Below are 20,628 nucleotides of genomic sequence, written 5' to 3' on the forward strand. Positions count from 1 at the left end.
TATTGGTTTTTACATTGTTTAGCGTGTTTTATAATCAAAGTGAACTTTTGTGTAATCGTGTACTCTAAAATAGGTTGTATGTTTTACAAAGTATAATGAGTTTTTTACATAGCCTTACTCTATTTAAATTACTAATTAGACTTTATGAAGCAAGTTTTCTGTTTCAATTGCTATTTCTTTCATTTTTATAGCGTAATTTTCTAATTTAATGTCTTCATCGGTCACTGCTTTAAACGAAGGCACTTCTATTGGGTAGCCCGTTTCATCCATTGCAATAAAGCTGATAACACAATGGTTTGTTTCAACCATATTTTGCGTTTTTGGATCGCCACACCTAACTTGAATAAATATTTGCATGCTACTTCTACCCGTATGGGCAATTTTAGCTTCTACTTCGACTATTTGACCCACTAAAATAGGGCGTCTAAATTTAACACCCGCAACCGAAACAGTTACGCAGTAATGACCGCTCCAACCTGCAGCGCACGCATAACCTGCTTGGTCAATCCACTTCATGACGGCCCCACCATGAACTTTACCACCAAAATTAACATCAGTAGGCTCTGCTAAAAAACGAAAAATAACTTTTGACGACGGCATAAATAACACTCTTATTATTAAAACTACTATTAGCATAACGTAAAAAAGGGGCCGAAGCCCCTGCAATTTAGGATATGTTTATAATTTATATGTAAAAAACGTAGTTATATAGCTATACAGCGCATAATTTAGTTACATATTAGGATAATTTGGCCCACCCGCACCTTCAGGTGTTACCCATGTAATGTTTTGGCTTGGGTCTTTAATATCGCAAGTTTTACAGTGCACACAGTTTTGGGCATTAATAACAAACTCTTTATTGCCTGCAATTTCTTGTACTTCGTAAACGCCTGCTGGGCAATAACGTTGTGCGGGTTCATCAAATTTAACTAAATTTACGTTAATAGGAATTGACGTATTTTTAAGCTTTAAATGACACGGCTGTGATTCTTCGTGGTTAGTATTTGATAAAAACACACTTGAGAGTTTATCAAAGCTAAGGTGTCCATCTGGTTTTGGATATGCAATTTTGTCAGCGGCGTTAGCATCAACAAGGGTAGAGTGATCGGACGTATTATCTTTAAACGTAAAGGGTAAACCGCCATTAAAAATGTTTTGATCAAGCGTATTGTACGCACCACCTAAAAATTTACCGAGCTTGTGCATAGCAGGGCCAAAGTTACGAGATTGGTATAGCTCTTTATATGCCCACGATTGCTCAAACGCAGTTTGATAATGAGTTAAATCGGTATTTGCTAACTCATTTTGCAATGCTTCAAAAATAACCTCAGCGGCAATCATTCCCGATTTCATTGCAGTGTGATTACCTTTAATTTTTGCAAAATTAAGAGTGCCTGCATCACACCCTACAAGTAAACCACCAGCAAAATGCATTTTTGGTAATGAATGCAAGCCACCTTTAGCAATAGCACGCGCACCGTAAGCAATACGTTCAGCGCCTTCAAGTACGTTTTTAAATACTGGATGGTGCTTCATTCGCTGAAACTCATCAAACGGGCTCAAATGTGGGTTTGAGTAATTTAAATCAACAATTAAACCAACAACAACTTGATTGTTTTCACTGTGATACATAAATGCACCACCATTAGTATCGCCGCTAAGTGGCCAACCTGTACCATGAACTACCTTGCCAAGCTCATGTTTACTTTCATCTATTTGCCAGATTTCTTTAAAGCCTAAACCGTAATGCTGCGGCGATGAATCTGCATCAAGTGCAAACTCATTGATTAGTTGTTTACCTAAATGACCTCGGCAACCTTCGGCAAAAATAGTGTATTTTGCACGAAGCTCCATGCCTGGCATGTAACCGTCTTTTTCATTACCATCTTTGTCTACACCCATATCGCCAGTAATAATGCCTTTTACTGCTTCATCTTCAATTATTAAAGAGTGTGCGCTAAATCCTGGAAATATCTCTACGCCTAAGCTTTCAGCTTGCTCTGCAAGCCATCGACATACATTGCCCATAGATACAATGAAGTTACCATCATTATGAAATGTTTTTGGTGTAGCAAAGTGGGGGATTGATGTCGCTTTTTGCTCGTTATTAAACCAATAAATTTCATCATTAGTTACTTTGGTTGTAACCGGTGCGCCAAGCTCTTGCCAATTAGGTAGTAGTTCATCCAAAGCTCTGGTTTCAAAAACAGCACCAGAGAGTACATGTGCACCTACTTCAGAACCTTTTTCGACTACGCAAATCATGCACTCTTGTTGTTTTTCTTGTGCTAATTGCGCGAGTTTAATTGCACTTGAAAGCCCAGCAGGGCCTGCACCAACAATTACTACATCAAATTCCATGGTTTCACGTTCGACCATAATAACCTCTTTATCTATGACGGACTTATTTGAATGTTTACTACGCATTTAAATAAGGTGTACAGCCTATTTATAACTTTGCAAATTAAACGTTACAGACTGTGAATAGTTAAAGGTTATTTTAGGTTGACGTTTACGTCAACAGGAAGTAGTCTAATTTCATAAAATAAATAGGTTGACGTGCACGTTACCTTGTAGGTTTAAATAATTATGGAGTTCCTATGAAAGTTCTCGTACCAATAAAAAGAGTGATTGATTACAACGTAAAAGCACGCGTTAAAAGTGATAACAGCGACGTTGATTTAACCAACGTTAAAATGGCAATGAACCCGTTTTGTGAGATTGCTATAGAAGAAGCAATTCGCCTTAAAGAAGCCGGTACCGCCACTGAAGTGGTTGCCGTAACTATTGGTCCAAAAGCATCACAAGAACAATTACGCACAGCATTAGCATTGGGCGCTGACAAAGCCATTCACATCGAAACCGATGAAAAGCTCGAGTCACTTCATATTGCAAAACTACTCGCTAAAATTGTAGAGCAAGAAACGCCTGAACTTGTCATTTTAGGTAAGCAGTCAATTGACTCAGATAATAATCAAACAGGTCAAATGCTTGCTGCATTAACTAATCGCGGGCAGGGTACATTTGCATCAAAAGTTGTTATTGAAAATGGCAAAGTAAACGTAACTCGCGAAGTTGATGGCGGGCTGCAAACGGTAGCACTTAATTTACCGGCGGTTGTTACAACTGATTTACGCTTAAATGAGCCTCGCTATGCATCACTGCCAAATATTATGAAAGCCAAACGTAAGCCGCTTGAAGTAATAGCAGCAGATTCGCTTGGTGTTGATTTAACACCGCGTATGCAATTAATAAGTGTTGAAGAGCCAGCTAAACGCACCGCAGGAATTATTGTAGAAGACGTTGCACAGCTTGTAGAAAAATTAAAAACAGAGGCAAAGGTGATTTAAATGAAAACACTCGTAATTGCAGAGCACGACAACGGTGCCTTAAAACCAGAAACCTCAAAAACTATTAACGCTGCAGTAAAAATGGGCTTTCCTATTGATGTACTAATAGCAGGTAACAACTTAAGCGCAATGAGCTCACAAGTTGCAAGCATTGATGGCATAGCTAATGTTTTAGTTGCCGATAATAGCGTTTATGAACATCAGTTAGCTGAGAACATGAGCGATTTAGTTTTATCACTTAGCGACACCTACAGCCACATTGTTGCAAGTGCTACTACAACGGGCAAAAACTTTATGCCACGTGTTGCCGCGCTATTAGATGTTGCGCAAATTTCTGAAATTATCGCAGTAGTGGACGCCGATACATTTAAACGACCTATTTATGCAGGTAATGCAATCGCCACGGTTAAATCACTCGACAGTAAAAAAGTAATTACCGTACGTGCCAGTAGCTTTGATTTACAAGGTGAGCAATCAGCTGTTGCTATAACAAGCATTGATACAGTATCAGATTCGCAATTAAGCAGCTTTGTAAGTGTTGAGCAAACAGAATCAGAACGCCCTGAGCTTACAGCTGCTAGTGTGGTCATATCGGGTGGTCGCGGTATGCAAAACGGCGAAAACTTTGCATTACTTAATGGTATTGCCGATAAACTAGGTGCAGCTATTGGTGCATCGCGTGCAGCAGTTGATGCAGGCTTTGTACCTAACGACATGCAAGTAGGGCAAACAGGTAAAATTGTAGCACCTAACTTATATATTGCAGTAGGTATCAGCGGTGCTATTCAGCATTTAGCCGGCATGAAAGACTCAAAAGTAATCGTCGCGATTAATAAAGACCCTGACGCACCTATTTTTCAAGTTGCAGATTACGGTTTAGTGGCTGATTTGTTTGAAGTACTGCCACAGTTAGAGAGTGCTTTATAGCCTTTAAATAAACAAACTTATTCTGGTTGAAAGCCGTGGTGCTCTTTGAGTGCTGCGGCTTTTTTATTCGGTAAATTAAAGACACAAAAAAACCAGCCAATTGGCTGGTTTTTAGTATTTATAAACGGCTAACTTAGTATTAGTAAGTTGCGCTGCCTTTAGTACGAGGGAAGGCAATAACGTCACGTACGTTGCCCATACCTGTTACATAAGCAACTAAGCGTTCAAAGCCTAAACCAAAGCCTGAGTGCGGCACGCTACCGTATTTACGTAAATCGCGGTACCAGCTGTAATCTTCTTTGTTTAAGCCCATTTCTTCTAAGCGTGCATCAAGTACATCAAGGCGTTCTTCACGTTGTGAACCGCCAATGATCTCACCAATACCAGGTGCTACAACGTCCATTGCGGCAACGGTTTTACCGTCTTCGTTTTGGCGCATGTAGAATGCTTTAATATCACGTGGGTAGTTTTTAATAACTACCGGTGCTTTAAAGTGCTCTTCAGCTAAGTAACGCTCGTGCTCAGACTGTAAATCTACGCCCCATTCAACAGCGTACTCAAACTTTTTGCCACAGTTTTTAAGGATTTCTACAGCGTCTGTGTAGTCAACTTGTGCAAAGTCTTTATCTACAAATTCTTCTAAACGCGTAATTGCGGTTTTTTCTACACGTTGTGCAAAAAATTCCATGTCATCACGGCGCTCTTCAAGTACGGCTTTAAACACATACTTAAGCATGTTTTCAGCAAGTTTTGCTATGTCTTCTAAATCTGCAAACGCTACTTCAGGCTCTACCATCCAAAATTCTGCAAGGTGGCGAGATGTATTTGAATTCTCTGCGCGGAATGTAGGGCCAAATGTATAAATTTTTGACATTGCAGACGCGTAAGTTTCGCCATTTAACTGACCAGATACAGTAAGGAATGCTTCTTTGCCGAAGAAATCTTCGCTGTAATCAACATCGCCTTTGTCTGTAAGTGGTAAGTTTTGCATATCAAGCGTTGATACACGGAACATCTCACCCGCGCCTTCACAGTCACTTGCCGTAATGATTGGCGTGCTGATCCAGTAAAAGCCTTGCTCGTGGTAAAAACGGTGAATAGCTTGTGCTAAACAGTTACGTACACGAGTTACCGCGCCAATCATATTTGTACGAGGGCGAAGGTGAGCGTGCTCACGTAAGTACTCAATGCTGTGGCGCTTTGCCGACATTGGGTATGAATCTGGGTTCTCTACCCAACCTAATACAGTCACTGAGTTAGCTTGAATTTCGTAAGATTGACCTTGGCCAGCAGATTGAACTAAAACACCAGTAACCGACACAGAACAACCGGCTGTTAAGCTAGTAACTTCATCATAATTATTCAGTGAATTAGGAACTACCGCTTGAATAGGATCAAAACACGAACCGTCATGAACGGCTAAAAATGAAATTCCTGCTTTTGAATCGCGGCGAGTACGGATCCAGCCTTTAATTGTTACTTGGCTGTCTACCGCAACATTGCCTTTTAATAGCTCTGAAATCGCTAAATGGCTCATCTTCACTCCAATGATATAAGTTGCCTAACTATTTTATTTTAACTGTGCGCAACACGCGGGCATAAATTGCACATAAACGGCGCTGCACTTGAACCCTGTATCTTACCTAGTAAAGTTAAATAAAAAAACTATTGTGGGCAACTCTTTAAAAGTTTTTATGCATGCGGTTTATTTTTAAACAGTTTTTAGAGTTTAATTGCCACTATTATGATTTGTTGCTCTGAAATTTAATGATTTTGTGGCATTATTAACATCCAAACTAAATTAATATTTATTCACCCTTAAAAAATCGATGCTATGAAACAAGTTTTTATTTTACGAGGACTACCAGGAAGTGGTAAGTCTTACTACGCGCAAAGCCTTGCTGACGAATTAGGTGGAGCCGACGAAAGTCAGTATCTAATTTGCTCAACTGATGATTACTTTAATAATGAGCAGGGCGAATATCATTTCGATAAATTTAAGTTACCACAATTTCATAATTTAAATTTGGCGCGCTTTATAAATGCACTTGCTCAAGGCATTCCATTGGTGATTGTAGATAACACCAATATTAAAAAATGGGAATTTATAGCTTACTCTCAAGCTGCCGTTGCTTTAGGTTATCAAGTAAAAGAAGTGATAGTGGGTGAAGTAAAAGACAAAGCTATGCAGCACCTATACGCTAAACGAAACTCACATAATGTGCCGCTAAAAACAATAAGTAAAATGGCCTACATGTTTGAGTGGTAATCACTTAGAGATTAGATAAGGCTTTTATATCGCATTGTGTAATGGCATCTAAATGAGCAGTGATTTTTTCATTGCTCCAATCCCACCAAGCTATATCTAGCAGCGTATTTATTGTTTTATCGTCAAATCTGGTTTTTATCACTTTAGCGGGATTTCCACCTACAACGCTATAAGCAGGTACATCGCAGGTAACAACTGATTTACTGGCAATAATAGCGCCGCTGCCAATTTTTACCCCGGGCATAATTGTAGCGTTATAACCAATCCAAACATCATGACCAATTTCTGTATTGCCTTTAAAGGGTAAATCATTTGATTTTGGTACAAATTTTTCCCAGCCATTACCAAATATAAAAAATGGATAAGTAGAAAATCCAGAAGTTTGATGGTTAGCGCCATTCATTATAAAAGTAACGTCTTTAGCTATCGCACAAAACTTACCTATGATCAGACGATCCCCAATAAAATCGAAATGGTAAAGCACATTTTTTTCAAAATTCTCAGGGCCATCAGGATCGTCATAATATGTATAATCGCCTACTTCAATATTGATAGAAGTAATATAGTTTTTTAAAAAACCTACTTGAGGAAAACCTTCCATTGGTGAAGGATTATTGGGGTTTGGTCCGTTCATGGGGTTTCCTCTTAACTTTGAGTTAGGTATAGATATTAATCTATAGATTTATAAACGGCTAGTGGGTGCGATGTGCTTAGTGATACATGCACTTCGTCGCCTGGGTTTACCACAACTTCATGGCTTACTCGGCTAGTTACCACCGTAGAACACGCAAGTTTTACAGCGCACAAGCGGCTGCCACCTTCAAAGCGTACCCAAATCACTTCGCCGTTATTACCAACACTGCTTTGTACAAGTAACACATCGTCTGGTCGAAGTAGTACATCAACGTCGCCACTTTCACAGTCAACGCCATGAGCGGGCGCATTACCAATTGAGGTAGTGGCTTGTCCTTGGCTAAATTGGCCGCTAATAAAGCTGGCTTCACCTAAAAAGCGTGCCACAAAGCGATTGTTTGGGGTACTAAAACAGCGCTCGGGTGTATCGATTTGCTGAATTTCGCCGCCTTTAAGCACACCAACGCGGTCGCCAACGGAGAGTGCTTCTTCTTGGTCGTGTGTTACCCAAATAGCAGGTACGCCAGCGGCTTTAAGTGCGTTTCTAATATCCCAACGAAGCATGTCTTTAAGGGCGGCATCTAAGTTTGAAAGCGGCTCATCAAGTAATACAAAGTCAGGTTGGTGGGCAAGGGTACGCGCAAGTGCAACGCGCTGCTTTTGTCCGCCAGAAAGTGTTGCTGGTTTTTTATCTCTAAAATCGCTCAACCCAAGTAGGTTTATCCAATACTCAGCAGGGGCTGTATCTTTTAATCTAAAGCAAATGTTTTGCTGTACGGTTAAGTGCGGAAATAACGCAAAATCTTGAAACACCATACCTACACTGCGTTTTTCAGGAGGTAGTGTTAATTTGGGAGTAGCGCGCCATTTCCCCGTGTTTATTTCGCCTTCGCTAATAGGTATAAGGCCAGCAAGGGCTTGTAAAATTGTACTTTTACCACAACCTGTTGGCCCTACAAGCATAAGGATTTCGTTTTCACCCAGCGAAAAGTTTAAATCGCTTACTACGCGGTTACTGCCATAATCTATAGACAACTGACTTACAGATAGCATTGTTTCTTAAATCCTTAATGTTCAAACTGGTTGCGTTTTTCGCCAGACATCATAATAGCTAACCCGCAGGCAGATATCACTACTAACAATAATCCAGGAATAGCGGCGCGACCAAAATAGCCCGCTTCGTATACACGCCATAAATAAGTAGAGAGGGTTTCAAACCCTGTAGGACCAAGTAATAGCGTGGCTTCGAGTTCACGCATTGACTCTAAAAACACCAGTGCTGCACCGGCAATAATACCGCGCATAGTTAAAGGTAGTGTTATGCGAGTAAATACTTCACGTGGGCTTGCCCCTAATACGCGCGCAGACTTCACTAAGCTTGGATCTAAGTGTTCGGTGCTTGTTCTAACAGAGCCTACAGCAAGTGGTAAAAATCGCAGCATATAAGCAATAATAAGCAATCCCAGTGTTTGATATAAAAACGGCAACTGCAAACCACCGTAAACAAGCGCTGTGCCCATTACTATACCCGGAATACCAAAACCAAAGTAAGTAACACGCTCCATTATACGACCCGCTTTTCCACTCAGTGCAGCATGTGCAACGGGGATCGCAACGATAACGGCTACAATTGCCGCAATACCCGATGCATACGTAGAGTTCCATGCAATATTAAAATCAAATGAGCTAAAACCATCGCGAGCTAACCAAAGCGAAAATATAGCCAAAGGCAAGCCAATAGCAAGCAGTAAAACAGGTGCAAACGTAACAAACATGGCACTTAATTGTACTTTACTTGGAAATAAAATTAACGGGCGACCATGGCGCTCAGGCGCTGTTTTTATTTGTGATTCAACTAAAAGTAAAAAACCGACAATAACCATCAGTTGAAGTGAAAGCATGGCAGCTCGCCCTAACGCAAAGGCGTTGTATTCAACATAAATTACGCGGGTAAACGTATCTAAGCGCATCATTGCCGGCGTGCCAAAGTCTGATAACGTATAAAGCGCGACTAACAAAGAGCCTGCTGCAATACCGTTAACTACGCGCGGTAATATAACTTTAAATATACTTTGCGTCATCGACATTCCAAGCGTACGCGCGGCATTAACCATGCTTGCGTCAAGGCTCAGTAGGGATGAGCGAGTTGTCATCATTACAAACGGGAAGGTATAAAGTGTCATTACAATGGCGGCACCTGTTAGGCCATACATTGATGGTGTTTCTATTCCTGTTAAGGTGTTTATTTCGCCACCGGGGCCAAAAGCAGCATAAAGTGTAAATGCGCCAATATAACTGGGAATTGCCAGTGGGGCTGCAAATACAACCAGCCAGAGCTTTTTAAATGGTAAATGCACATACGCGCTAATAAACGCCAGTGGCACACCAATTAAAATAGACCCAAGTACCGTTAAACCCATTAACGATAAGGTGTTACCTAAAATTTGCAGGTTGTGGGTGTCAAACACTGAGCTCGCATCGCTTGCAAGCACAATTAATACATAAACAGGGGTAAGCGCAACAAGCGCTGCAAGCAGCGCCATTGGATAAGAGGCAGGTATTTTCATTACAATACGCCGCTGCTTCGCATCAAATCTATAGTAGGGCGTAAATCAGCTAGCTGTGTTAAATCTACTTTAGGTGGAGAAATATTAGCAAGTGACGGTAAACCCTCAGGTTGGGTAATACCATTTACTAACGGAATTTCGTACGCTTCACTGGCTAAGTAACCTTGTACTTCTTTACTTAGTAAGTAACGCATAAAGTTAGTTGCAAGCGGATCGTCGTTAAGCGCTAATACACCCGATGCATTAACTAAACAGCCCGCATCATTTTGTGTAAATGCTAAATCTAGCTTGGCATTAGGTTTACCTGATTTTAAACGCAAAGTGTAATAGTGATTAGCAAAACCAATATCAACTTCACCGCGTTCAACGCCCATAACAACACCTAGCTCGCCGGCGTATGTTTTAGCACGTTTTTGAATCTTTTTAAGCCACTTAGCGGTTTTGTCATCGCCTTCTAAGATTCGCATTGCGGTTACAAACGATTGAAAAGAAGCGTAGGCGGGCGCCCAGCCAATACTTAAATCGCTGTCGGCAATTTCCATAATACTTGTTGGAATTTGATCCTTAGTCAAACGCGACGTGTTATATGGCAATGTACGAATACGGCCAGTTACAGGTGCCCACTCTTTATATCTAAATTGTGGTTGTAACTGAGCAGATAAATCACCTGGGATAGGTTGTGCAAGGCCAGCATCGGTTACTAAACCAATTGCGCCTGAATCAACTGCCCAAAATAAATCAGCGCGGCGAACGCCAGCTTTAGCTTCTGCAACAATGGTATTTGCTAAAGCAGCAGTAGGACCTCGGCGTATACCGAGTTTAAAGTCTGGATTTTTTTTCTGGATTGCTTGTAATACGTTTTCATACAAACCACCTTCGCCTCGGCCTAAATAAAGCGTTAACTCGCCTTTAAGCTTTGGTAAATCGTCAACAGAAACAGGGTTTGCTATATCAGCGGCTAGCGCACGAGAAAGAGGCAGTGGCAATGAGCCAACCACCCCTAACGCAGCTAGGCCTTGAATAAAGGTCCTACGCTTCACTTAAAATACATCCTTACGTGCTTTTTCGGCTTTTTCTATTAAAACCTTAGCGCGGTCTAATTTTGTTTGCATATCACTGATCACATCGCGTACTTCGTCTACGCTTTTGCTGTTTTTAATGGCTTGTGGCAGTGTTACGTTAAAGTCTTTTTCCAGCACTTCAACTAGTTTTGCATCTTGTTCAATAAGAGTTCCTTCAACGCCTTCAAACAGGTGCAGATAAGTATCATGAACAATTTCAGTTGCTTCGTCTCGTAAACGCTCAGCAAATTTAGCTACTACACGGTCTAATTTGTGCTTAATTTCATCAATAGTGGCACTTTGTGTCATTTGAGTTGTAGCCGTTGCTTTTACAGTGTCTAACAAGCCTTTTTGCTGGAATTTTGCAGCAAGCTTAACAGCCCCAAGACCTTGCCACAAGGCTATGTTCATCGCTTTTTGCTGTTTACGAACTTCATCAGCAGGCTCTTTATTATCAATGGCCATTTTTACGCCATAAAGACCCTGCCAAATAGAAGCGTATACTGGTACAAAGTTAGTTTCTATTGCGCTGTGAAACTTAACTGATTCCCAATATTCAATTAAATCATCAGTTTTTACAGATTTTGCGCCTTTAGTATCGTAGTCGCTTACCATGGTATCAACTTTGCCTACCATCCATTCTACTTCTTCTGCGTAACTTTTAAGGTTAGCTTGAAGATGATTAACATGCTCGCCAATAGGGCCGTTAGCTAATACTGGTTGAGCCATAAACGCCGAGGCTAGTAAAAGGCTTGCACCTAAAGTTTTGGCTGGTTTAAATAGTAATTTCATAGCAAAGAAGTCCAAAAAGGTAATTGTAAATGATAGACATTATCATATAGCTAATGGTTAACGAGATCAATAACTACAAACTCGCTTAATAGATAAAAACACTAAATGTAGCGGTAGGTTACAGCAAATAGCGCTATAACCTGTATTAGGATTAGTTATTGAGACCGACTATTAAGCGTAATGCTTGCCTTTAATGGCATTATAAATGGCATCACACAGTGTTTTTATACTTGTGTCGTCACTTATATACGGTGGCATAAGGTAAATTAGTTTACCGAATGGGCGTATCCATACACCTTGCTCTACAAAATAAGCCTGAATTTTAGCAACATCAACATTGCCCGCAGCCTCGTTCAGTTCAACAACGCCTATTGCTCCTAAGGTACGCACATTGGCAACCGCATCTAGTTCACTGCATTTATTAAGTTGTTGTAGCTGGGTGTTTAGCTGCTTTATTCGTTGTTGCCAGTTTTGTTCAAGTAATAAATCAATACTTGCGCAGGCCGCTGCACAGGCAAGCGGGTTACCCATAAACGTAGGGCCGTGCATTAAAACACCGGCTTCACCTTCGCTTATGCCAATGGCTATTTTATCGCTAGTGATAGTGGCCGATAGCGTCATTGAACCGCCGGTTAATGCTTTACCAATACACATTATATCGGGTTCTATATTGGCGTGCTCTACAGCAAATAATTTACCTGTACGGCCAAAGCCTGTGGCAATTTCGTCGCAAATTAGCAGTACGTTATATTGGGTGCATAATTTACGCACGCAGGCTAAATAATCAGGGTGATAAAAGTTCATACCACCTGCGTTTTGTACAATAGGCTCAATGATAAAGGCGGCTACTTGGCTGTGGTTTGCTTTAAAGTATTCTTCAAGCTCTTGGGCTTCAGTTTGGTTAAACTCGAACCCAAATTGACTAACCGGTGCAGGCACAAAAACGTGTTCAGGTAAAAAGCCTGAATATAAACTATGCATTGAATTAACTGGGTCGCATACGCTCATGGCTGCAAAGGTGTCCCCATGGTAGCCCTTGTAAGGCGTCATTAATTTTTGTTTTGTTGTAATGCCTTGGCTTAACCAATATTGCAGCGCCATTTTTATTGCTACTTCAACACTTACCGATCCGCTGTCGGCTAAAAACACTTTAGTTAAACTAGGCGGCGTTATATTTACTATTTTTTTGCACAGCTCTACCGCGCTGTTATGCGTAATACCGCCAAACATAATGTGGCTCATATTATTAATTTGCTCAATCATGGCGTTATTTATAACAGGGTTGTTATAGCCATGTATTGCGCTCCACCACGAGGCCATGCCATCGATTAATTGCTCGCCAGTTTCGAGGTGAATAATATTGTGATTAGCATGTGTAACAGGGTATACCGGAATTGGCTTAGTCATCGATGTATATGGGTGCCAAATGTGCTCACGATCAAAATCAAGGTCAATCGTATTCTTTTTAATCATATGTAAACTTTAACTTGGTGGGCTTCGTTGACAATGGTACTTCAACTCGTAGACTAAGCCAATATCACCGTTATGAAAAAAAATAAGAGAGTATTATGGAACTTGCACCTGTTCGTCACGATTGGACCCACGCTGAAGTTAAAGCATTATTTGAAATGCCATTTAACGATTTACTGTTTAAAGCCGCATCGGTTCACCGTGCTAACTTCAACCCAAATGAAGTGCAAATTTCTACGTTGTTATCAATTAAAACAGGTGCTTGCCCAGAAGACTGTAAGTACTGTCCGCAGTCGGGGCATTACCGAACAGATTTAGAACGCGAACGCTTAATAGAAGTAGAAAAAGTAGTAGAGCAAGCACGCCTTGCAAAACAAAAAGGCGCTACCCGTTTTTGTATGGGGGCTGCATGGTCAGATCCAAAAGACAGAGACATGCCATACATTTCGCAAATGGTTAAAGAAGTAAAAGAGCTAGGGTTAGAAACCTGTATGACGCTAGGTAAACTCACAAACGAAAAAGCCCATGAGCTTAGAGACGCAGGGCTTGATTACTACAACCATAACCTTGACACGTCACCTGAGTATTACGAGCAAATTATTTCAACCCGTACTTTTCAAGATAGATTAAATACCATTGACCACGTACGCGATGCCGGTATGAAAGTATGCTCGGGCGGAATAGTCGGTATGGGTGAGCAAGCAAGCGACCGTTTTGGACTACTTATGCAACTAGCTAATTTGCCACAACAGCCAGAAAGTGTGCCTATTAATATGCTCGTTAAAGTTAAAGGCACTCCGCTTGAAAACGTAGACGATTTAGATCACTTTGAATTTATACGTACCATAGCAACAGCGCGCATTATGATGCCACACAGTTATGTACGTTTATCGGCAGGGCGTAACGCCATGAACGAGCAAATGCAATCGATGTGCTTTTTTGCAGGCGCCAACTCAATATTTTATGGTGATAAACTCCTTACCACCGAAAACCCAGACGCTGATGCCGATATGAACCTAATTAAAAAATTAGGTATGAACCCAGAAAAACGTCACGACTATTCAGACGAAGCAGTTGAAGCCTCGCTTTCATCGCAAGTAGCCGACAAAGCAACCTCTGAATTGTTTTACGAAGCGTAGGCTTATATCAATGCCTTTTGATTTTATAAACACGCATCTGCAGGCTCGCCTGCAAGGTGCGTTACTTCGTAAACGCCACGTAGTACAACATGCAACAGCGCGCACCATAACGGTTAATAATAAAACCTACCTTAACTTTGCCAGTAACGACTACTTAGGCTTTGGTGATGAGGCTGTTAAACTTAATGACTCCCACGCATTAGGGAGTCACAGCTCAGCATTGGTTACCGGTTATCAGGCGCAGCAAAAAGCGCTTGAACAGTACTTATGTGAGCAATTTGGTTATGGCGCAGGAATGCTATTTAACTCAGGGTTTAGCGCTAATAGCAGCGTAATTAAAGCGCTGTTTCAAGATAAAGCGGCTGCACAAAACAGCGCTATTTTTCAAGATAAGTTAAATCATGCAAGTTTGATTGACGGGGCTATGCACTCAAACGCGGCATTAGTGCGTTTTAATCACAACGACATGAATCACTTACGTTCAAGGCTCGAAAAATCAAAAGCGCAAAACAAGCTAATTATAAGCGAAGGTGTGTTTTCGATGGATGGCGATACCGCGCCTCTTAAAGAATTACTCGCACTTGCAAAACAGCACAACGCATGGCTAATGATTGACGACGCACACGGCTTTGGTGTATTAGGTAAAACAGGCTTAGGCAGTTGCGAAGCGTTTATTACTCAAACGCTGCCAGATATATTAGTCATTACTTTTGGTAAAGCAGTGGCTAGTAGTGGCGCGTGTGTATTAGGAAGTAAACAGTTTATTGATTACATGCTGCAGTTTAATCGCGATTACACGTATTCAACCGCCATGTCGCCGCTTATGGCAAGTCACACTCTCGCGCGTATTAAAAACATAAAAACAGCCAATGATAAACGCGATAAGCTAAATGCCAATATTGCATTATTTAAGCAACTCACTAAAACCCATAATATTGCAGTAATGGAATCAAATACAGCCATACAGCCCATTGTATTAGGTTGTGCTGAGCAAACGTTACAAGCGGCAGATAAACTTAAACAACAGGGTATTTGGCTCACTGCAATTAGACCGCCGACGGTTGCACATAACACCTCACGTTTACGCATTACTTTAACCGCCGCACATACCGAGCAAGACATAACGCACTTAGTTAAGCATTTAGTAGGTGCAATAGCATGACTGCTCAGCCAGTATTAAAAACAGATCTAGTGCAAACACAACTTGTAAAACCGTGCCTAGTGAGTAGCGATTCAAATAAAGAATTAAATAAGGAGCCAAATCGAGAGCTAAACAAGGAGCTTAAAAAGTCTACACAAAGTAAGTTTTCAAAGGCGGCGGCGAGTTATAACACCCATGCAAATGTACAAAAACATGCTGCGAGCGATCTATTTTCACTCATAAAACCAGGCATTAATAAAAATAAGCTTTGTGTTGATTTAGGCGCAGGCCCGCTTGTTAATACGCATACCTTACAAAGTATGTTTGCAAGCGTTATTGCCATGGATTTGAGCTTAAACATGCTGCAAAGTAGTGATTTAACCACACCCAAAATATGCGCCGATATGGATAACTTACCGCTACAAGCAAACAGTGTTGATGTTATTTACAGTAACTTTGCAGTGCAGTGGTCTGCTAATTTTTCGGCTTTAATGCAATCACTTTACAGCATATTAAAACCAGGCGGGCAGGCGTACATAAGCACTGTGGTAGAGGGATCACTTAACGAAATAAAAACAGCTTTTGCAGCGCTTGATTCTAACAGCCACATAAATACCTTTAATAGTGAACTGTATATAAACCAATCAGTCCAAAATGCAGGGTTTACTATTAACAGCGCTAAAAAACGTATTTATACCGATGAATACACAACACCTTTAAAAGCTATTGCCTCTATTAAAGCCATTGGCGCAACAACGCAAAATCATACCAATACGCGCCAAGGGTTACTTACCAAATCGGCGCTACAAAAAGTATGCAGTGCGTATCCGCTTATAAATAATAAAGCATGTGTGTCTTATCATGTGGTGCTGTTATCATTAGAAAAAAGCCATTACAAAAAAGCGATTAATTGCTTAAGTTAAAACTTAAAATTAAACCAAACTTAGATTCAGATCATAAGGCAACGCATGAAAGAATTTTTTATAACAGGCACCGACACCGATGCCGGAAAAACCCACGTTACCAGTTTGCTACTAAAGTTACTTGCCCAACATAAAAAACAAGCCATTGGCTTTAAACCCCTTGCTGCTGGCTGCGAAATGGCGTTCGATCAACTAGTAAACGCCGATGCCCTTATACTAATGGAAAGCGCAACAGTGAGCGCTAAATACGACGTAGTAAATCCGTTTGCGTTTGCACCGCCTATTGCACCTCACATAGCCGCTGAGAAAGTTGGAGTGAGTATTACTGTAGATAAACTAAGTGATGCTTATAAAAACGTAAAACAACAGGGCGCTGACATTATACTTACCGAAGGCGCTGGTGGTTGGGCATTACCTATTAATAAAAACGATTATTTATACGACTGGGTTAAAGCAGAAAAAATGCCGGTAATACTCGTTGTTGGCATGAAGCTAGGTTGCTTAAATCATGCATTACTAACCGCTGCGCATATGCAAAGTATGGGAATAAACTGCGTTGGCTGGATTGCAAACCAAGTAGATAAAAACATGGACGAGTACCAAGCAAACCTTGATTCACTTAAAGCACGTTTACCGTTTCCAATACTTGCTATAAGCCCATACAGCGAGCAAACTCCTAAGTTACAAATATACAAAAGCTTGCTTAGTGCGTTATCTATAAATACTTAAGTGGTTTAAAAATATTTACTTTTTTAGGTAAATCTTGAAATAGTCAGCCTTAGTACACATATAAACGTTTATAAATACATAGCTTGCTTAAAGACAATGTTACTAAGGACATAACGACTATATGACGCACCCATTTATTGAAAACTACGCCCCAGGTGCGCACGTAAGCGCTGAGCCAAAAGCACTAAACTATGGCTTACCTAAAAAACGCGTAGGTATAATAGGTGGAGGCACAGCTGGCGCCACAATAGCCATTAGACTTGCTGCGTTAGGGCTAGAAACTTATGTGCTTGAAAAGAAAAAGTCGTTAATTGATGGCCCTCCAATGTGCCATTTGCATGCGGGTGGCAACTTATATCGTGAAATACCCGACGAAGACTGCATAGATTTACTCAAGCAATGTATAGATATTGCGCGCCTTTATCCTTACACCATCGATGTTCGCCCCACAGTATTTGCAGTGCCCAAGCGCGATGACGATTCACCGGAGGACTTATTTCCGCGTTTAAATAAATTAGTAAAAGCCTACAGCGAGCTTGTAGAGCAAGACAGCGCTAATAAAGTATTAGGCGAGCCTGAGCATTATTATCAGTTATATAGTTATGAGCAAATGCTAAAGCTTGCTAAGCAAAAACAAGTAGCCAAGCCCACGTCGTTAGATGAGTGGATGATACCCGTTGCTAAGCATTTAGATTTAGACAAGCTAAAGTTTCCGCTTATCGTTGCACAAGAATATGGCTGGAATATTTTTCGTTTATCGGCCAGTGCACAACTCGCCCTTGCACAGTACAAACACGCTCACGTTTTAACAAGCACCAGTGTTAAAAATGTATCGCCAGTTATAAATACCAATAATGATAAGCAAACACTTAAGTGGCGCATTGAATATCAATCAGAGCCAAGCCTTGATGAACAACCTGATACTTCAACCAATACACAAGCCGATACACAAACCATTGAGGTAGATTACCTTATTAATGCGTGTGGTTTTCAAACCGGTATTATTGACGACCTCGTTGGGGTAGATGTAAAACGCATGGTTGAATTTAAAGCCTCTTACATTACTCATTGGCAAGGTGCTGGTGGGCAAATACCCGAAATAATTATTTATGGTAACCGTGGTACGCCAGAAGGTATGGCGCAGCTAACCCCTTACCCTAACGGATACTTTCAAATACATGGCATGACAAACAACATTACATTGTTTAATGATGGGTTAGCTGATGCCACGCCAATGAGCGCACAACCTAAACTTCCCAATAAATACCTGCATTATATTAATGATGGCTGGGACAAAGCAGCATTGCAAACACGTACCCAAACAGCAATTGATTATGTAGCCGAGTTTGTCCCTGCGTTTAAAACTGCTAATAAACAAAATAATGCCTTGTATGGCGGGCAACAAATCCCAGGGGATGACGACACTTTGCGCGTAGCCGATGTAAGTTTATATTCGCATATTAGTTACGCACGGGCCGAAAATGTAAAAGCATCGTCAACGTTAATAGCAGCAGATCAAATAGTGGGTGAGTTTATAAAATTAGGAATAATAAGTAGCGATCCTGCTGTAAATCATCACCGAAGTACCCACCAATGGTCGTACCTTAAACATAATAGCGGCGACAAAATTGACGAAGTTGCACGCATATTGGCACACGAGCGTGGTTTTCCAATTGATATGGCAGAGCTTAATAACAGCTTGTAATAAGCTGACTTATAAAGAAACTTTAGTCTTAAATTTGCTGTAAAACCCTTCTTAAAAAAATTATCAATAAACACAGAAATAACACTTGTGTTATGACATAGTTTGTCACAGAATAGCGTTAACGTTATGACATAGTGTGTCATAACGCAGTGATTGCTTTAACCTAATTTAATTTTATGTTCGGTGATCAAACCTATTTTTGTGAGGACAATATGAAACGTATATTTTTGTTTTTATTAACTAACCTAGCGGTTATGTTGGTATTAGGTGTAGTGCTTTCAATAATAATGAGTGCGCTGGGCTTAAGCCATCGTAGCCTTGGCGGAATTTTACTTATAGCCACAGTATTTGGTTTTGGTGGATCGTTTATTTCGTTATTTATGTCGAAATGGATCGCTAAAAAATCAACAGGCGCGCACGTAATTACGCAGCCTCGAAACGAAACCGAACATTGGCTTGTACAAACGGTATCTGCGCAAGCACAAAAAGCAGGTATTAAAATGCCAGAAGTGGCTATTTACGACAGCCCAGAAATGAACGCGTTTGCAACGGGCCCAAGTAAAAACAACTCGTTAGTGGCAGTAAGCACAGGCTTAATGCACAACATGACCAAAGATCAGGCCGAAGCCGTACTTGCCCACGAAGTATCGCACGTGGCTAACGGCGACATGGTAACGCTTACGCTAATACAAGGCGTGGTAAATACCTTTGTAATATTTGCCGCAAAAGTACTGGCAGGCATTGTAGATAACTTTATTAATAGCGATGAAGAAGAGGGCGGCAGTAGCTGGACATACTTTTTATTCGATATGTTATTCCAAGTATTATTTGGTGTACTAGCAAGCATAGTGGTTGCAAGTTACAGCCGTAAACGTGAGTTTGCAGCCGACAGCGGCGCAGCAAAACTAGTTGGTGCTGACAAAATGCGTTCCGCCCTTGAGCGATTAAAGCAAAACCAACCTTCCCAATTAGAAGGCTCAATGATGGCTTTTGGTATTGCAAGTGGCAAAGGTGTTGCTGAGCTGTTTTCATCGCACCCGCCGCTTGATGCGCGAATAGACACACTACGCAAGTAACTATGTAAGTTAGTAAATATTCTAAGCCAGCTTAACCGCTGGCTTTTTTATGTTTACGTTAAAATGCTAAAATACAATGAACTGTATTTATATACAGTATCTTGTGTTGGTTTATAAAATCGTTACTTTTTTAAGCTATATGTGTTTACGGGGTTCTTTAGCATGAGTAAACTAAAATACCTTAAAGTCAGCAATGCTGCTGGTTTTAATACTTAACATTTAATACTTAACAAGGACGGTTATTGTAGTGGAAAAGGTGCAACACACTAAAAAATGCATTATGTGCTTTAGCACTATAGATTCACGGGCTAAAAAATGCCCGCAATGCACCTCACTTCAAGCTAAATATTCTAACTTAGAAAACAATCCCATTATTATTGGTGCATTAGCGCTCAGTATTGTTGGTATTTTTGGGTTTATTTTTTATCAAAATATTTATGTAGCAGGGCTTGAAGACCAAGCACAAAAAAACTTAATCGCTAATGTAAGCCAAATTAATACTAAAAATGAAAACGATGCATTGTATGTTGCATGTATAGGGCAGGTAAAAAACGAATCAAACTTCGCCTTTAAAAATATAAAGTTTAAGGTCGATTTTTTAACAGATCAAAACACGCTAGTCGATACGCTATCAATAACCGACGAAGACCTAATAATACTTCCTAATGATTCAACAAACTTTAGAGTAAGAGGTATTGCGCAAAAACAAGCGGCCAGTTATAGCAATTGCCAAGTAAGAATAACCGATGCCTGGGCTTATAAATAAGCTATAAATCACTTACAAATTAATTATTAGCAGTTAGCTAAACCACTCGCTTTTTTGTATGTAATATTAGTTATTGACTT

19 protein-coding genes are annotated in these 20,628 nt (G+C 40.5%); 10 read left to right on the top strand and 9 right to left on the bottom strand.

The genetic code is table 11. The features are described from left to right. Positions 1-135: 135 nt before the first annotated feature. Both H5159_RS02630 and H5159_RS02635 read right to left on the bottom strand, forming a co-directional pair. The gene (locus H5159_RS02630) at positions 136-600 is read right to left on the bottom strand and encodes an acyl-CoA thioesterase (RefSeq protein ID WP_024596822.1); all 465 of its coding nucleotides are present in this window, start codon (positions 598-600) and stop codon (positions 136-138) included. Between the two features lie 132 nt (positions 601-732). Beyond that, the gene (locus tag H5159_RS02635) at positions 733-2,379 is read right to left on the bottom strand and encodes an electron transfer flavoprotein-ubiquinone oxidoreductase (RefSeq protein WP_182779662.1); all 1,647 of its coding nucleotides are present in this window, start codon (positions 2,377-2,379) and stop codon (positions 733-735) included. A 221-nt stretch (positions 2,380-2,600) separates the two neighbouring features. Here H5159_RS02635 and H5159_RS02640 point away from each other — a divergent pair, with 221 nt between their 5' ends. Continuing rightward, positions 2,601-3,350: an electron transfer flavoprotein subunit beta/FixA family protein gene (locus H5159_RS02640; RefSeq protein WP_182715514.1), complete on the top strand. Its 750-nt coding sequence runs from the start codon at positions 2,601-2,603 to the stop codon at positions 3,348-3,350. After that, the gene (locus H5159_RS02645; RefSeq protein ID WP_182692832.1) at positions 3,351-4,277 is read left to right on the top strand and encodes an electron transfer flavoprotein subunit alpha/FixB family protein; all 927 of its coding nucleotides are present in this window, start codon (positions 3,351-3,353) and stop codon (positions 4,275-4,277) included. It begins immediately after the preceding gene. A 139-nt stretch (positions 4,278-4,416) separates the two neighbouring features. On the opposite strand, the gene asnS is transcribed toward H5159_RS02645, so the two are convergent. Then, positions 4,417-5,814 (bottom strand): asparagine--tRNA ligase, encoded by a 1,398-nt coding sequence (asnS, locus tag H5159_RS02650; RefSeq protein ID WP_002961230.1) that lies wholly within the window; start codon positions 5,812-5,814, stop codon positions 4,417-4,419. A 297-nt stretch (positions 5,815-6,111) separates the two neighbouring features. On the opposite strand from asnS, the gene H5159_RS02655 reads away from it, so the two are divergent. Beyond that, positions 6,112-6,546: an ATP-binding protein gene (locus H5159_RS02655; protein ID WP_002961231.1), complete on the top strand. Its 435-nt coding sequence runs from the start codon at positions 6,112-6,114 to the stop codon at positions 6,544-6,546. Between the two features lie 4 nt (positions 6,547-6,550). Here H5159_RS02655 and H5159_RS02660 read toward each other — a convergent pair whose 3' ends face one another. The 6 genes from H5159_RS02660 to bioA form a co-directional block, all read right to left on the bottom strand. Continuing rightward, positions 6,551-7,180 carry a Vat family streptogramin A O-acetyltransferase gene (locus H5159_RS02660; protein WP_024604311.1) on the bottom strand — a complete coding sequence of 210 codons (630 nt, stop codon included), beginning with the start codon at positions 7,178-7,180 and terminating at the stop codon, positions 6,551-6,553. Positions 7,181-7,215: 35 nt separating this feature from the next. Beyond that, entirely contained in the window at positions 7,216-8,232 is a 1,017-nt protein-coding gene (locus H5159_RS02665; protein ID WP_182694275.1) for an ABC transporter ATP-binding protein, read from the bottom strand. A 14-nt stretch (positions 8,233-8,246) separates the two neighbouring features. Further along, entirely contained in the window at positions 8,247-9,746 is a 1,500-nt protein-coding gene (locus tag H5159_RS02670; RefSeq protein ID WP_024597048.1) for an iron ABC transporter permease, read from the bottom strand. Then, a complete protein-coding gene (locus H5159_RS02675) occupies positions 9,746-10,786 on the bottom strand; it encodes an extracellular solute-binding protein (protein WP_024606722.1) in 1,041 nt (346 codons plus the stop codon). The genes H5159_RS02670 and H5159_RS02675 overlap by 1 nt, the downstream gene beginning before the upstream one ends. Then, entirely contained in the window at positions 10,787-11,599 is an 813-nt protein-coding gene (locus H5159_RS02680) for a hypothetical protein (protein WP_182736348.1), read from the bottom strand. Positions 11,600-11,770: 171 nt separating this feature from the next. Continuing rightward, positions 11,771-13,072, bottom strand: a complete 1,302-nt coding sequence (gene bioA / locus H5159_RS02685; protein WP_182715511.1) for an adenosylmethionine--8-amino-7-oxononanoate transaminase — start codon at positions 13,070-13,072, stop codon at positions 11,771-11,773. Positions 13,073-13,167: 95 nt separating this feature from the next. Here bioA and bioB point away from each other — a divergent pair, with 95 nt between their 5' ends. From bioB to H5159_RS02720, 7 genes are all read left to right on the top strand, one after another. After that, a complete protein-coding gene (gene bioB / locus H5159_RS02690; RefSeq protein ID WP_002961242.1) occupies positions 13,168-14,208 on the top strand; it encodes a biotin synthase BioB in 1,041 nt (346 codons plus the stop codon). Positions 14,209-14,218: 10 nt separating this feature from the next. Then, entirely contained in the window at positions 14,219-15,370 is a 1,152-nt protein-coding gene (locus H5159_RS02695) for an 8-amino-7-oxononanoate synthase (protein ID WP_182695682.1), read from the top strand. After that, complete coding sequence (locus H5159_RS02700) at positions 15,367-16,272, top strand: methyltransferase domain-containing protein (RefSeq protein WP_182779663.1); 906 nt, start codon at positions 15,367-15,369, stop codon at positions 16,270-16,272. The genes H5159_RS02695 and H5159_RS02700 overlap by 4 nt, the downstream gene beginning before the upstream one ends. A 45-nt stretch (positions 16,273-16,317) precedes the next feature. Next, positions 16,318-17,001: a dethiobiotin synthase gene (bioD, locus tag H5159_RS02705; protein WP_182695684.1), complete on the top strand. Its 684-nt coding sequence runs from the start codon at positions 16,318-16,320 to the stop codon at positions 16,999-17,001. Positions 17,002-17,122: 121 nt separating this feature from the next. Continuing rightward, a complete protein-coding gene (locus H5159_RS02710) occupies positions 17,123-18,706 on the top strand; it encodes an FAD-dependent oxidoreductase (protein ID WP_182779664.1) in 1,584 nt (527 codons plus the stop codon). Positions 18,707-18,918: 212 nt separating this feature from the next. Beyond that, entirely contained in the window at positions 18,919-19,782 is an 864-nt protein-coding gene (htpX, locus tag H5159_RS02715; RefSeq protein WP_182779665.1) for a protease HtpX, read from the top strand. Between the two features lie 247 nt (positions 19,783-20,029). Next, complete coding sequence (locus H5159_RS02720) at positions 20,030-20,548, top strand: hypothetical protein (protein WP_310742388.1); 519 nt, start codon at positions 20,030-20,032, stop codon at positions 20,546-20,548. Positions 20,549-20,628 lie beyond the last annotated feature (80 nt).

Origin of the sequence: Pseudoalteromonas sp. SG43-1 (assembly GCF_014164415.1) — a bacterium.
In the GTDB taxonomy this organism is placed as follows: domain Bacteria; phylum Pseudomonadota; class Gammaproteobacteria; order Enterobacterales; family Alteromonadaceae; genus Pseudoalteromonas; species Pseudoalteromonas distincta.